General features: G+C 64.8%; 12 protein-coding genes. 7 read left to right on the top strand and 5 right to left on the bottom strand.

All coding sequences use genetic code 11. The features are described 5' to 3' along the window. The first annotated feature begins 261 nt into the window (after positions 1-261). From zwf to A7Q26_RS10435, 5 genes are all read left to right on the top strand, one after another. Complete coding sequence (gene zwf / locus A7Q26_RS10455; protein WP_066859310.1) at positions 262-1,725, top strand: glucose-6-phosphate dehydrogenase; 1,464 nt, start codon at positions 262-264, stop codon at positions 1,723-1,725. Then, on the top strand, positions 1,718-3,544 hold the full coding sequence (gene edd / locus A7Q26_RS10450) for a phosphogluconate dehydratase (RefSeq protein WP_066859309.1): 1,827 nt from the start codon (positions 1,718-1,720) through the stop codon (positions 3,542-3,544). Before zwf ends, edd begins: the two co-directional genes overlap by 8 nt. Before the next feature lie 129 nt (positions 3,545-3,673). Beyond that, entirely contained in the window at positions 3,674-4,648 is a 975-nt protein-coding gene (gene glk / locus A7Q26_RS10445) for a glucokinase (RefSeq protein WP_066859308.1), read from the top strand. A 2-nt stretch (positions 4,649-4,650) separates the two neighbouring features. After that, complete coding sequence (eda, locus tag A7Q26_RS10440; RefSeq protein ID WP_066859307.1) at positions 4,651-5,271, top strand: bifunctional 4-hydroxy-2-oxoglutarate aldolase/2-dehydro-3-deoxy-phosphogluconate aldolase; 621 nt, start codon at positions 4,651-4,653, stop codon at positions 5,269-5,271. 52 nt (positions 5,272-5,323) lie between these two features. Beyond that, the gene (locus tag A7Q26_RS10435) at positions 5,324-5,836 is read left to right on the top strand and encodes a hypothetical protein (RefSeq protein ID WP_066859496.1); all 513 of its coding nucleotides are present in this window, start codon (positions 5,324-5,326) and stop codon (positions 5,834-5,836) included. 182 nt (positions 5,837-6,018) lie between these two features. On the opposite strand, the gene A7Q26_RS10430 is transcribed toward A7Q26_RS10435, so the two are convergent. The 5 genes from A7Q26_RS10430 to A7Q26_RS10410 all read right to left on the bottom strand — a co-directional run bounded on the left by A7Q26_RS10430 (position 6,019) and on the right by A7Q26_RS10410 (position 13,048). Then, complete coding sequence (locus tag A7Q26_RS10430; protein ID WP_066859306.1) at positions 6,019-6,603, bottom strand: gamma carbonic anhydrase family protein; 585 nt, start codon at positions 6,601-6,603, stop codon at positions 6,019-6,021. Between the two features lie 12 nt (positions 6,604-6,615). Beyond that, positions 6,616-8,826 carry a spermidine synthase gene (locus A7Q26_RS10425; protein ID WP_066859305.1) on the bottom strand — a complete coding sequence of 737 codons (2,211 nt, stop codon included), beginning with the start codon at positions 8,824-8,826 and terminating at the stop codon, positions 6,616-6,618. Then, positions 8,826-9,821, bottom strand: coding sequence for a porphobilinogen synthase (hemB, locus tag A7Q26_RS10420; protein WP_066859304.1), 996 nt, complete (start codon positions 9,819-9,821; stop codon positions 8,826-8,828). Before hemB ends, A7Q26_RS10425 begins: the two co-directional genes overlap by 1 nt. A gap of 83 nt (positions 9,822-9,904) precedes the next feature. Then, complete coding sequence (locus A7Q26_RS10415) at positions 9,905-11,413, bottom strand: FkbM family methyltransferase (RefSeq protein WP_198162910.1); 1,509 nt, start codon at positions 11,411-11,413, stop codon at positions 9,905-9,907. A gap of 45 nt (positions 11,414-11,458) precedes the next feature. Beyond that, positions 11,459-13,048, bottom strand: a complete 1,590-nt coding sequence (locus tag A7Q26_RS10410; RefSeq protein ID WP_066859302.1) for a M28 family metallopeptidase — start codon at positions 13,046-13,048, stop codon at positions 11,459-11,461. A gap of 118 nt (positions 13,049-13,166) precedes the next feature. Here A7Q26_RS10410 and A7Q26_RS10405 point away from each other — a divergent pair, with 118 nt between their 5' ends. Both A7Q26_RS10405 and A7Q26_RS10400 read left to right on the top strand, forming a co-directional pair. After that, a complete protein-coding gene (locus tag A7Q26_RS10405) occupies positions 13,167-13,916 on the top strand; it encodes a head GIN domain-containing protein (protein ID WP_066859301.1) in 750 nt (249 codons plus the stop codon). Then, entirely contained in the window at positions 13,868-14,590 is a 723-nt protein-coding gene (locus A7Q26_RS10400; RefSeq protein ID WP_066859300.1) for a GIN domain-containing protein, read from the top strand. The genes A7Q26_RS10405 and A7Q26_RS10400 overlap by 49 nt, the downstream gene beginning before the upstream one ends. Positions 14,591-14,860 lie beyond the last annotated feature (270 nt).

Genomic DNA, 14,860 nt, shown 5'->3' with positions numbered 1-14,860 from the left:
ACACGATCCCGACATTGCGCAGCGGCGGACGCAGGGCGAATCATCCGGACGATATGCGCGTCCTCAGTGTGCGTCGGCTTCGCAGCCCCGACGGACGCCGATCTTGAGGACAGCCTGATTCCAGCGGATTGGGCGCGCCCGGACCCATAATGTTGCGGTTGAAGGCCGTGCTCGATAGGCTTCTTGCGTAACGATCCGCGCACGCTATAAGGGCGGCATCGTGCAGACATAGACAACTTACAAACGGAGAAGGATCTTCCTTTGACCGAGCCGTCTGCCACGTTCCTGTTATTCGGCGCCACCGGCGACCTGGCCCGCCGCATGATATTCCCGTCGCTCTACAACCTCCTGTCGGACGGGTTGCTGCCCGAAGACTTCCTGATCGTCGCATCGGGCCGGTCGGAGATGGAGGACGAGGATTTCCGCAACGAAGTCTGCGCCGCGCTGGAGCAGTTCCTGCCCGCCGACCGCTATGATCCGGCGATTGCGGCGACATTTCGCACGATGATCGGATATCAGCCGGTCGAGGCGGGCAATAGCGCGCAGTTCGCAGCGCTCGCCGCACGCATCGACGGCCGCCTGGAGCGCGGCCTGTCCGTCTATCTGTCGACGCCGCCCTCGCTTTTCGCGCCGACCGCGCAGGGACTGGCCGACGCCGGCCTGATTACGCCCAAGACCCGGATCGCGATGGAAAAGCCCATCGGCAAGGATCTCGCCTCCTCGAGAGAGGTGAATGACGGCATCGGCGCGCTGTTCGCGGAGGAGCAGATTTTCCGTGTCGATCATTATCTGGGCAAGGAAACGGTCCAGAACCTGCTCGCCCTGCGTTTCGGCAACGTGATGTTCGAACCGCTGTGGAACGCCAGCGCGATCGACCATGTACAGATTACCGTCGGCGAGACGGTGGGTCTCGAAGGGCGCGTCTCCTATTATGACGGCGTCGGCGCGCTGCGCGACATGGTGCAGAATCACATGCTCCAGATCCTGTCGATCATCGCCATGGAGCCGCCCGCAAGGATGGACCCGACCTCCGTCCGCGACGAGAAGGTGAAGGCGCTGCGGTCGCTGCGCCCGATGACCGACGAGACGGTCAAGACCCACAGCGTGCGCGGCCAATATACGCCCGGCGCGGTGCAGGGGCAGATCGTCACCGGCTATGCTGACGAACTGGGCAAGCCATCTGACACCGAGACCTTCGTCGCGTTGAAGGCGTTTGTCGACAATTGGCGCTGGCAGGGCGTCCCCTTCTACCTGCGCACCGGCAAGCGGATGCCCGCGCGCCAGTCGGAAATCGTCATCCAGTTCAAGCCGGTCCGGCACAGCATCTTCGGCCGCGATGGCCATGGCACGGGACTGGAACCCAACACGCTGGTCATCCGCTTGCAGCCGGAAGAATATATCCGCCTCCAGATCATGAGCAAAAGGCCGGGCCTGGAGCGGCAGGTCCATCTCGAGGAGGTCACGCTCGACGTGTCGCTGACCGCCGCCTTCGCCGGACAGCGCCGCCGCATCGCCTATGAGCGGCTGATCCTGGATCTGCTGGCCGGCGACGCCACTCTTTTCGTCCGTCGTGACGAGGTGGAGGCACAATGGACCTGGATCGACAGCATCATCGACGGGTGGAAGGAGGCTCATGTGAAGCCCTCCACCTATTCTTCGGGGAACTGGGGCCCGTCCTCGGCCATTGCCCTGATCGAACGCGACGGAGCAAGCTGGCATGACTGATCTTCACCCCGTAATCGCCCAGGTGACGGAGCGCATCGTGCGGCGCAGTGCTTCGCGCCGCCGCCAGTATCTCGACCTGATCGAGCGCGGCCGCGAAGCCGGCACCAATCGCGACCAGTTGTCCTGCGGCAACCTAGCCCATGGATTTGCCGCGAGTGGCGAGGACAAGGCCGTCATCCGCACGGGCGCGGCGATGAACATCGGCATCGTCACCTCGTACAACGACATGCTCTCGGCGCATCAGCCCTATGGCCGCTATCCCGAGCAGATCAAGATCGCCGCGCGCGAAGTGGGCGCCACGGCGCAGGTGGCAGGCGGCGTGCCGGCCATGTGCGACGGCGTAACCCAGGGCCAGGCGGGCATGGACCTGTCGCTGTTCAGCCGCGACACCATCGCCCTGTCGACCGCCGTGTCGCTCAGCCATGCGATGTTCGAGGGCACGCTGCTGCTCGGCATCTGCGACAAGATCGTACCGGGCCTGCTGATCGGCGCGCTGCGCTTCGGCCATCTGCCGACGATATTGATCCCCGCCGGTCCGATGCCGTCGGGCCTGGCCAACAAGGAAAAGGTGCGAATCCGCCAGCTCTATGCCGAGGGCAAGGTCGGCAAGGAAGAGTTGCTGGAGTCCGAAAGCGCCAGTTACCATGGCGCGGGCACCTGCACCTTTTACGGCACGGCCAATTCCAACCAGATGATGATGGAGATGATGGGGCTGCACATGCCCGGCGCCGCCTTCGTCAATCCCGGCACGAAGCTGCGCAGCGAACTGACCCGCGCGGCGACGCACCGGATCGCAGACATCGGCTGGGACGGAGATGACTATCGGCCGCTCGGCCATTGCGTCGATGAAAAGGCGATCGTCAATGCGATCATCGGGCTGATGGCGACGGGGGGCTCCACCAACCATGCGATCCACCTGCCCGCCATCGCACGAGCGGCCGGAATCAGTATCGACTGGACCGACTTTGCCGAAATTTCCGACGTGGTGCCGCTGCTGGCCAGGGTCTATCCCAATGGATCGGGCGACGTTAATCATTTCCACGCGGCGGGCGGCATGGCGGTCATCATCCGCGAACTGCTGGACGCCGGCCTGCTACACCGCGACATCATGACGGTCGCGCGGGCCGACCTCAGCGATTATGGCAAGGAGCCGGTGCTGGAAAACGAGGCGCTGCAATGGCGCGACGTTCCGGCTTCGCGGGATGAAGCCATGCTGCGGCCGGCCGCCAACCCTTTCCAGGCCGATGGGGGCATGAAGCTGCTCCAGGGCAATCTGGGCCGCTGCGTCATGAAGGTGAGCGCGGTCGATAAGGAACGCTGGACGATCGAGGCGCCCGCCGCCGTTTTCCACGACCAGGACGATGTGTTGCGAGCATTCAAGGCGGGCGAGCTGGAGCGCGACGTCGTGGTCGTGGTCCGCTTCCAAGGGCCGAAGGCCAACGGGATGCCCGAGCTGCACAAGCTGACCCCGGCGCTCGGCGTCTTGCAGGATCGCGGCTTCAAGGTCGCGCTGCTGACCGACGGTCGCATGTCCGGCGCGTCCGGCAAGGTGCCTGCCGCCATCCACCTGTCGCCCGAAGCCTTGGGCGGCGGACCGATCGGCAAGCTGCGCGACGGCGACATGGTGCGCGTGTGCGCGGAGAGCGGCACGGTCGATGCGCTGGTCGACGCGGCGACATGGAACGCGCGGGACATCCCCGCCGCTCCGCCGCCGCCCTATGACACGGGCCGCGAACTGTTCGCCTTGTTCCGCCATCATAGCGACCTGGCGGAAGCCGGCGCTTCGCCGATCCTGGCTGCGATGGAAAGCGAGTTTTGAAATCATCACCTCCGTCGTTCCAGCGAAGGCGGAAATCCATCTCCCGGCGTTGCGGCTGAAAGCCATGGCGGGAGTTGAATCCCCGCGGTCGCGGGGATGACGATCAGAATATAATCGAGGCGCCTCAATATGACCGACATCATCGCCGCCGACATCGGCGGGACCAACGCCCGTTTCGCCCGCGCCTCATTGGACGCGAAGGGCGTGCCGACGCTCGGCACCGTGCGCAAGTACAAGGTGGCCGACTATCCCAGCCTCCAGGCCTGCTGGGCCGCCTTCGCCGAGGATGAGCGGAAGGACGGCAATGGTGACCTGCCCAAGGCCGCTTCGATCGCCTTCGCCACCGCGATCGGGCGCGAGGTCATCAAGCTGACCAATAGCAATTGGGTGATCCGCGCCGATACGCTGGCCGACGATCTGGGCGTGCGCGGCGTGCGGCTGGTCAATGATTTCGAAGCGGTGGCACACGCCGTGTCGCGCCTGCCGGACGAAAATCTGCCGCTGCTGTTCGGCGAGGACCGTCCCTTCCCGAGCGATGGCGGTGTCACCATCCTGGGTCCGGGCACGGGCCTGGGCGTCGCGATGATCGCCTATGATGACGGACATCCTCATGTCATCGCGACCGAAGGCGGTCATCTGGACTTCGCCCCGCTCGATCATATGGAAGAGAAGATCCTCTCCTATCTGCGCGACAAGTTCCTGCGCGTGTCGACGGAGCGGATCGTGTCCGGGCCGGGCCTCAACTATATCTACAAGGCGCTGGCGACGATCGGCCATGACCGTGTGATGCTGATGGAAGACCCCGAATTGTGGCAGGCCGCGCTGGACGACAGCGATCCCTTCGCGCGCGCCGCGCTGGAACGGTTCTGCCTCTGCTACGGATCGGTCGCGGGCGACCTGGCCCTGGCCCATGGCCCGCACAGCGTGGTGCTGGCCGGTGGGCTGACGCAACGGATGCGCGACTTTCTGCCGCACAGCGGCTTCCATACCCGTTTCACGGCCAAGGGCCGGTTCGAAAGCCTGATGGCGACCGTACCGATTCGCATGGCCATCCACGATGAAATCGGCCTGTTCGGGGCCGCAGCCGCATTCCGGGAGAAGTAATGATGAGCAAGCTGACCGTCGAGCAGGTGATGGAACTGGCCCCGGTGATCCCGGTGCTGGTGGTCGATCGAGTCGAGGACGCGCTGCCGATCGCGCGCGCTTTGGTCGCGGGCGGCCTGCCCGCGCTGGAGGTGACTCTGCGCACCCCCGCCGCGCTGGACGTGATCCGTGAAATGGCCAAGGTCGAGGGCGCGGTCGTCGGCGCAGGCACGGTGCTGAACCCCGCGCAGCTCGACGCGGCGATGGAGGCCGGCGCGCGCTTCATCGTCAGCCCGGGCCTCACCAAGCCGCTGGGCAAGGCGGCGATCGCAGCGAAGATTCCCTTCCTGCCGGGCACCGCCACCGCCGCCGACATCATGCGCGGCATGGACATGGGGCTCAGCCATTTCAAATTCTTCCCGGCGGAAACCTCGGGTGGCCTCCCCGCGCTGAAGGCGCTCGCCGCGCCGCTGCACACGGCCCGTTTCTGCCCTACCGGCGGCATCACGCCACAAAGCGCCCCTGAATGGCTGGCCCAGCCCTTCATCAAATGCGTCGGCGGCAGTTGGGTCGTGCCCAAGGGGCCGGTTGACCCCGCCAGGATCGAAACGCTGGCCCGCGAAGCCGCCGCCCTCCCCCGTTAAGGATGATGCGGGATCGGTTGCGCGCCGGGCCGGGCCGTCCTAGATGCAGGTCATGAACCCTCGTCGCCTCTTTGCCGCCCTCGCCCTGTTCCTGTCGGGCTGCGCCGGCGCACCGCAGGGCTATCCCTCGCTTGCCAAGCGGCCGATCGAAAGCGCCGCGATGGCCGAAGTCGGCACAGCGCCCGCCACCGTGCCAGCCGACCCGGCGCTGTCCGAGGAGATCGCACGCCACCTCGGTCAGGCGGGCAAGGGCGCGGCGGCATTCGACGCGGCCTATGCCAAGGCGGATCGCGCCGTCGGCGCGGCGTCCGGCGCTGCCGTTTCATCCGACGCCTGGGTCTCCGCGCAGGTGGCGATCAGTTCGCTCGAAGCTGCGAGGAACGACAGCGTGTCGGCGCTTGCCAGCCTCGACACCCTTTATGTTCAGCGGAGCAACGCCATCGCCGACGGCAAGGCGCGCGGCGGGCTCGAGGATGTCGACGCGGCGCGCAGCGCGACGCTGGCCCTGGTCGATCAGCAGAATGACCGGATCGACGCGATGAAGTCGCGATTGCCGCAGCCTTAGGGCTAACTATCGCGAAGCAACCAGAGGCAGACAGTCAAGCGCGATGCGACGCCGCTCGAGTGCGGTCATACTGTATTACCGTCCTCCGGGTCGCGCGGGTAGCGGGACGTCGCCTTCCCCTTGAAGCGTTGTGCGAAATTGACAGTCCGCTAATCACCTTTTCGCGAAATGACCGCCCTCGCCTACTCCCCGGCCGCCTTGACTGCGCCCTTGTGCGCCTTGGCGGCGTGAACATAATGATCCACGCCCTCGCGCATGTCGATCAGCGCTTCATCGCTCAAGTCGCGCATATATCTGGCGGGGCGGCCTGCCCAGAGCTGACGATGGGGCACCGTCTTTCCCGATGACAGCAGCGCACCGGCCGCCAGCATCGAGTCGCTTTCCACCTTCGCGCCGCTCATGACGATCGCGCCCAGCCCGACGAACGCCCTGTCGCTAAGGACGCAGCCATGGATCATCGCCATGTGGCCGATCAGCACATCTTCACCGATGATTGCGGGCCAGCCATCGCTGGGACGTCCGTCGGCACGATCGCCGGGGCTGTCGCAATGGATGATCGTCCCGTCCTGCACATTGGTGCGGGCGCCGATCCGCACTCGGTTCACGTCGCCCCGGATCACGCAATTATACCAGATGCTGGCATCCTCGCCGATCTCGACATCACCGATGATCCGGCATCCCGGCGCGATGAAGGCGCTGGGGTGGATGATCGGCGTCTTGCCCGCAAAGGGGATGATGCTGACGTCGGGGTAGACCGGGACCGACATGGTGGCTCTCCTCTAGGGTCTGATCTTCAGGATCGGCAGGATGCTGGCATGGTCGTCCGACCAGACGCTGAAGCCGGGACGGGCCGGCAGCGGCTGCCAACTGGCCGCCCCGCTCGCTCGCGCCAGTCGATCGAGTTGCGTCCCGTCGCGGGACAGGGCGATCCACACCGACGCCGCATAATGGCGTTTTGCGTCCTTCGGGTCCGGCCGGTAATGGCGCAATCGCGCTTGCCAGCCCTCCGCCGTCGCGTCCGCCGCGATAACCGGCCGCAGGTCGAGATAGCGGTTGGAAATATGGATCAGCAATAGTCCATCCGGCGCCAGGCGACGGCCATAGATGGCCAGTGCCTCCCGCGTCAGCAGATGCACCGGAATGGAATCGGAAGAGAAGGCGTCGATCACCAGCAAGTCGGCGCCTCCGGCCGCTTGCCGCGCCAGCGTCATGCGCGCGTCGCCCACGACGATGGCGGCGCGGGGCTGGCAGCGCGACAGGAAGGAAAAATGTGCCGGATCGCGCGCGATGTCGACCATGGCGGGGTCGATCTCGTAGAAGCGCCATGTCTGTCCGGGCTGGATGTAACAGGCAAGCGTCCCCGCCCCCAGACCGACGACGTCGATGCGTGAGCCGGGGCCGAACAGTGAAGCCGCATGGCGGAGCGCGAGGCCCACTCCCGAATCTGGGGCATAATAGCTGGTCGGTTCGCGCTCTCGGCCGGGTGTCCGGTCCTGGATGCCGTGCAGCGTCGTGCCGTGGAACAGGATACGCTGGGTCGCCCCTCTGTCTGCGACCCCATAGACGCCGAAATAGCTGCGGGTCAGCATCCCCGGCGTCAGGGATTGGGCCAGCTTTTCCCAGCCGCTGAGGCACAGCATAAGATAGAGCAGCAGGCCGGCGGTCAGCAACCGGTGGCCGAGCGCAGCAATGCCCAGGGCGATGATAGTCAGGAAGCTGGCCGTCTTGATCGCCGGCGACTTCCATTCCGGCATCACCATGCCCCCGCCGATCACCGACAGCAGCAGACCGGCCACCAGGATCAGCGCGCCGAGCCAGACACGCCGGCGCGGGTCTTCCCACAAGAGGCGCGGCAAACGCAGAAATGGCTCGCGCGGCGGCAGCAGAAGCGCGGCGGCGACAAGCAGGATCGGATATTCATAGGTCCAGTCGAAGATCAAAGGCGCCAACAGCGCGCAGAACAGGCCGCCGACCATGCCGCCGACCGACATGATCAAATAGAAACGCGTCAGATGCACCGGCGCGGGCCGAAGCTCGTAAAGCCGGGCATGGAGCGCCACGGCCGTCACGAACAACACGACAAGGATGCCGAGCGCCACGAAAACCGGGAATTTGACGCCCCCGGTGAAGGCGATGCACGCGCCAATCAGCAGAATGATCGGCGCGATCAACACGCATAGTTCGGCGGGCCGCCGGCCGACCGCGAACGCCAGACTGAAACTCAGCAGATAGAGGCCGAGCGGCAGCACCCAGAGCAGCGGCATCGCCACGATATCGGTCGTCAGGTAGAGGCTGGTCGCCAGCATCAGTCCCGACGGAACCGCCGCCAGCGCGGTCCAGTGCAGCATCGTCCGGCCGTCCGGCGGCGGCGGCGAGGCTTCGACAGCCTCGGTCGCCATCCTTCCGTCCGGCGGCAAGCGACGCGCGCTGGCATAGACCAGAAAGAAGAGCGCACCATAGCAAAGCGACCAGAGGATACTCTGCGCCTTGAGCGTCAGTAGCGGTTCGACCAGCAGCGGATAGGCGATCAGGCCGGCGAAGCTGCCCAGATTAGACGCGGCATAGAGCGGATAGGGATCGCTCCTGTCCGCGATTGCGAACCAGCGCTGCAACAGGGGCGCCTGGGCCGCGACGACGAAGAAGAGCGGCCCGATCGACGCGCCGAGCAGCCAGAGCACCCAGAAGGCCGGCTCCATGCCGGCCGGCGGTTGCCACGCCGCAAGTCCGATCGGCAGGAAGATGGCGCAGACCAGGAACAGGCCGAGATGGATCATCGCCTGCCGCCTCACGCCGAAGCGGCCCAGCCAATGGGCGTAGGCATAGCCGGCAAGCAACAGCGCCTGATAGACCAGCATGGCCGAATTCCACACCGATGGGGCGCCGCCCAGCCGGGGCAGCGCCATGCGCGCGATCATGGGCTGGACCAGGAAGAGCAGGAACGAGCCCGCGCAGATCGTGACGACGTAGCGCGGGCGCGTTCCCATCCGCATCAGGCGCCGAGCAACCTGGCGGCGTGGAGCGCATGATAGGTCAGCACGCCGGAGCAACCCGCCCGCTTGAACGCCATCAACGTCTCCAGGATCAGCGCGTCGCGGTCCCCCGCCCCGGCCGCTGCGGCATGTTCGATCATCGCATATTCGCCCGACACCTGATAGGCGAAAACCGGGACGGCGAAACGGTCCCTTACCCGCGCCACGATGTCGAGATAGGGCAGGCCCGGCTTCACCATCACGCTGTCCGCCCCCTCGGCCAGATCGAGCGCGACTTCGCGCAGCGCTTCCTCGCCATTGGCAGGGTCCATCTGGTAATTTTTCTTGTCGCCCTTGAGCAATCCGCGCGAACCGACCGCATCGCGGAACGGACCGTAGAAGGCGCTCGCATATTTGGCGGCATAAGCCATGATCTGGACATTGGCGTGGCCGGTTTCCTCCAGCGCCTCGCGGATCGCGCCGACGCGACCGTCCATCATGTCGCTGGGCGCGATGATGTCGGCGCCCGCAGCGGCCTGGTTCAGCGACTGCCCGATCAGCACGTCGATGGTGGCGTCGTTGACGACATAGCCCGTCTCGTCGAGCAGCCCATCCTGGCCATGGGCGGTATAGGGGTCCAGCGCCACATCGGTCAGCACGCCGATATCGGGAACCGCATCCTTGATCGCGCGGATCGCCCGGCACATGAGGTTATCGGGATTGAGCGCTTCGGCGCCGTCATCGCTGCGCCGTTCGGCCTGGGTATTGGGAAAGAGGGCGAGACAGGGGATGCCGGCGTCGCGCGCGTCCCTGGCCCGTTCCACCATCAGGTCGACCGACCAGCGCGAAACACCCGGCAGCGCCGCGATCGGCTCTTCCACGGCCTGCCCTTCGGTCACGAACAGGGGCCATAAGAAGTCACTGGGCGACAAGCGGTTTTCGGCGTGCATCGCCCGGCTCCAGGCAGCAGCGCGCGTGCGGCGCATACGCAGCGCCGGATAGGGTGCATGGGTCATGGAGCGGGTGTAGGCGTCGGCGTGCAGGGGATCAAGCGGGGTGCTGCTGGCAAGAATCTCCTGCGCTCAAGTTTCATCCCGATCTACGAAGTGACATTGTCAGCGATATCCTCCGCAAGGCGATCAATTTCGGCGGGCGGATTCCGACTGACGAGTGCATAGGCCAAATCGCCTTCCTGCCAACAGGCTACCGATGTGCCGTTGCGGCTCATTACGTCGGGCCTGGATGGTGCGACCTTGTCATCCCGCACTGCAAACAAGGACATGGACGCAGACTTGCCGTTGCTGATGGTCATCTGAAGGCTGGCTCCGCTGTCCGACGGGAAGAGCTGAACGTCTATTACCCGCCACCCGGCAGGCAGTTTCGGCAATGCGATGCGCGTGAAGGCGGCGACTTCCTGTGGATCATAAACAGCAGGTGGCGAACGGCGCAACCGCGTGCGCACCTGCGCTATGTCATGGGATTGCAAGGCTTCCTCGACGAAATATTCTGCGGGCGGGGCGGATGCGGAGAACCCCGTCCGCGCGATCATCCAGCCGCCGATCACCAACAACACAGCCGCCGCGATCTGTGACAAATGGACCCAGCGCATACCGTTCTCTTGACGAGCGGTGCGCCGTCGCGCCGCTTCAAGGGGGAAGGCCGAAGAAACTTGCTGGTCCCGCGAGAGTGGCGATTCCCGATGGAACACAGCGTCGAAATGGCTCGCCGCGTCGACATCGTTGGTCCAGGAAAAGCCGTGCCGATAGAGCAGTGCATAGATGGCCTGCGGATCAACGCCGTATCGGCCCAAATTCTTCTCATCGACCTCCACTACAACGCCACACGTCTGTGGCAGGGCCAGGATCGGTTCCAGGCCCTGAAGTACCGAATGCTCGAATCCTTCGACGTCGATCTTGACGAGTATCCGGCGGTCACCGATCAACTTCAAGAGTCCGGGGAAATCCTGAATTGAGAGCGACATGACGCGCTCCCCCCCACGCTCGATTGCATCGGGCGCGATCGCGAACCTGCCAGAATGGCCGACCGCGCTGTTATCAAGAAGTTCAGGCCGGGTCAGCGCGGACAAGGCCATGTTGAAGGGCAGGATATTCTCCGCATCGTTGATGTGGATGTTTCGCACCAGCTTCGCGAAAGTCGAAAAACACGGTTCGAAAGATACAACCAGTCCCTCCGGACCGACGCGCTCGGCCGCCAGAAGGGCAAACACTCCACAATTGGCCCCCACGTCGATGAAACAATCGCCGGGGTTCAGCCGCTCAACCTCATTGGACACGACTGTCCCATATCTGGCCGTTACCCCCAGTTGAAATGTTCTGTCATGTACGTCCATGCCCAAGCGGAAGCTGCCGTAGCCCGATCGCACCGACGTCCCGTTCACCATTTTCGCGAAGGGCGAGAGAATCCGCCATTTCCCGCGAAAATTGGGAACCTGGTGCACATAAAAGTCCATCAGTGCGGATCGAAAATTCCCGGCCAATGTCACAGCAATTTCTCCATTCGTCCGCGCAAGGCGTACGCGACTGGCGACGTCGAATGGGCAACTTTTATGTTCTAATCCAAGGTTCAGAAAAGCGAGCGAACCGGACATAGGCGCTATCCGGATGGAGTAATGCATGTTCGAAAGGCCCGGTCGCTATTTCGCGAACCGCCTGAAGAAACTGCCCTGGTTCCAGCGCGGCCGCGCGGCCGCATTGGCGACCCGCAGCGTGACCGCAGTGACATAGTCGTTCAGCTTCGCGCTTTCCGCCGGCAGCACCGGCTGGTTCAGATCGTCGAAGGGCGAATGATAGAGATTGGCGCGCCACGCCTTCTCCGTCTCCGCCTCCGGCGTGCCGGCCTTGAAGCCATATTTGAAGAAAAGCGCGGGGATGCCTTCGCGGATGAAGGCATATTGGTCCGACCGGATGAAGACGTTGCGGTCCGGGAAGGGATCGGACGTGATCGGCAGGCCCATGGCCGCGCTGACAGCTGCTGCATCCTGCCCCAGCGAGCTCTGGTCATAGCCGATGGGCGTCACGCTGGTCAGCGGGAAGATCGGCAGCGCCATGTCGAAATTGAGGTCCGCGACAATGTCCTTCTGCGGCACCGTTGGCCGGCGGGCGAAATAGCGCGACCCCAGCAATCCCTTCTCCTCCGCCGTCACGATCGCAAAGAGGATGGAGCGCCTGGGCTTCACCTTGCCGGCCTTCAGCGCGCGGGCGATTTCCAGCAGGCTGGCCACTCCGGACGCGTTGTCGAACGCGCCGTTGTAGATGGCATCGCCCTTTATGGGTGTGCCGATACCATAGCCGTCCAGATGGGCGGACAGGACCACATATTCCTGGCGCAGCTTCGGATCGCCGCCCGGCATCATGGCGACGAGGTTGGGCGAACTGACATCGCGTCGCTTGGCCGCGACCTGCGCCTTCAGCCGGAGCGCCAGCGGGAAGCTCGGCACCGGGGCGGAAGCGTCCGCCGCCGCTGCGATCTGGTCGAAAGTCTTGCCAGAGCCTTCGAACAAAAGGGCCGATTTGGCGGGATCGAACTGGGCTCCCAGAAAGGGCGTCTGGGTGTCGCGCAGGCTGTTGTCCGTGAAATAGAGGGCCGGCGCGCCGGCCAGCGCAATCCGCCGCGTCCAGGGAATTTCGACCTGCTTGGGCGTCACCAATGTAATGAGGCCGAGCGCGCCCCGCGCCGCAAGCCAGTGCGCGCGCTCTGAACGGGCGTGCGACTTCAATGCGCCGGAGATGGTGGCGGGCCCGCCCGACAGGACGACCACGATCTTGCCCTTGAGGTCCAGCCCGGCGAAATCATCATGCCCGACCTCCGGCAGATGCAGGCCATAGCCCGCAAAGACCATCGGCGCGTCGATACTTTCCGGAACCGGCCCGCCGCTGCCCGAAACGATGAGGTCGCCCGGCACTGCCAGCGCCTTTTCGCCAGCCGGACCGACCAGCGCGGCACTGCTCCGGTCGGAGAGGATCACCTGTTCGACGAAGGACACGGGCTGCTTGTATCCTTCCGTTCCCATCGGCTTGAGGCCAAGCGCCCGGAACTGCCCGATGACATAGTCGGCCGCGCGGTCATAGCCCGGCGTGCCTGTGCCGCGCCCCTCCATGCCGTCATTGGCAAGCGACTGGACATGGCTCCACCAGCGTGCGCCGCCGTCGCCCGCGTCCTCTGCACGGGCCGCGCCGGCAGCAATCAGCGAAAGAAGCGGAAGAGCGAGATGAGACAGGCGCATGGGTTTGGGACTCCGCGTGTTCGGTAGACTATCTTGGCCGGAAAAGTCCGACGAACAAGGGGCTTGGAACCACCACTGCCAATGTGTATTGTTGCGACAACACACTTAGGAGATAACGATGCCGCTCCCCCTTCCGCTTTTCGCGCTTGTCATTGCCGGACTGAGCCTGTCGACCAGCGCCTGCTCGCGCACCGAAAAGTCACCCTCCGCCGAGGATGTCGCGCGCACCGCGCAGGACTGGTCCGCCCTCAAGGACTTCACCGCCATCGAAGCGACCGGTCCCGACAATGTCGCCGTGACCATCGCGCCCGATTTCTCGATCAAGGCGGAGGGCGATCCCAAGTCGGTGGCGGACCTCGCCATCAGCGTCAAGGACGACAAGCTGGTGATCGGTCGCAAATCCAAGGGTGACTGGAACTGGGGGCGCAGGAATGGCGACAAGGGCGCGACAATCCGCATCACCATGCCTGCCATCCGGGCCGCCGACCTGACCGGGGCAGGCGATTTCGACCTAGACAAGGCGGAGGGCGAAAGGCTGGACCTGTCGCTGACCGGCGCCGGTGACTTCCGCATCGGCATGGTGAGGCTCAAGTCGCTGTCGGCCGATATCACCGGCGCGGGATCGGTGAAAATCTCCGGCACGGCGGACACGGCGAAGCTGTCGATCACCGGCGCCGGCGACATTGACGGCGAAGCGCTGAAGGTCGGCAGCGCCGACGTTTCGATACTGGGCGCGGGCGACATCGACTTTGCCTCCGACGGGAAGGTTGCTATCAGCATCATGGGACCAGGCGACGTGACGGTGAAAGGCAAGGCGCAATGCACGACCAACGGCGTGGGACCGGGCGAAGCGCGCTGCATACCCTGATTACGGCGAGCCTGGCGATCGCCGCTCCTGCGGGCGCGGCGACGCGGGGTTTCACCATCACGAGTTTCGACGCGATCCGCGTGGACGCGCCCGTCATCGTAGTGCTCACTACCGGGACCGGCGCGTCGGCGCGGGCGGAAGGCGATCAAGGTGCGCTCGACCGGCTGAAAGTCGACGTGTCGGGACGACTGCTCACGGTGACCATGGACCGTCCCCGTCCCGGTGAGAAAAGCGGTGGCGCAGCCACGTTGCGGCTGTCGACGGGCATGATCGAGCGCGTGGTGCTGACCGGAGGCGGCTCCATTGCCGTCAACCGGATGAAGGGGCTGGCGGGACAGATCATCCTCGGCGGCAATGGCGATGTGAGAGTGGGGGATGTTCAGCTCGACCGGATCGACCTGATGCTGGCGGGTGGCGGACGCGCGACTCTGACGGGCCGGGCCGGCGTGGCGAATATTCGCGTCAACGGCCCCGGAGCGGTCGCTGCGGAACCACTGCGCGTCCGACAGGCCAGCATCAGCAATGATGGCCCCGGCAGCGTCATCCTGACGACGGAGGTGACAGCGAAAATCGTGGCGACCGGATCGGGCGATGTGACGGTCGGCGGCAAGCCCGCCTGCACCGTCGACAATCGCGGCACAGGGCGCATCCTGTGCGGTGGCGAGCGCTATTAGGCAAGGCCAGCCCTACCTGCACCCATGCGCGCGGTCGAGCAGGAAGATGGGTGATTTCGGCCTGTGGAGCGGGTGAGGGGAACCGCGAAATGTCCAGTTAATGTCGGTATTTAGCCATTTCTTCGGCCTTTATTTTTCAAAGTACCCCCAATCATACCCCCAGACGCGCTGGCTAGAGGTGAATGGTGGCGGTCAGAGCGCAGCCGAACTGCCAATTCCAAGCCGCACAGAAGCGCAGGCTCGACGGTCTGATTCGGGAATGGACCCAAT

This window comes from Sphingobium sp. TCM1 (assembly GCF_001650725.1).
Lineage (GTDB): Bacteria > Pseudomonadota > Alphaproteobacteria > Sphingomonadales > Sphingomonadaceae > Sphingobium.
The sequence above is the reverse complement of the archived record's forward strand: the minus strand, read 5'-3'. Positions and strand labels throughout refer to the sequence as shown.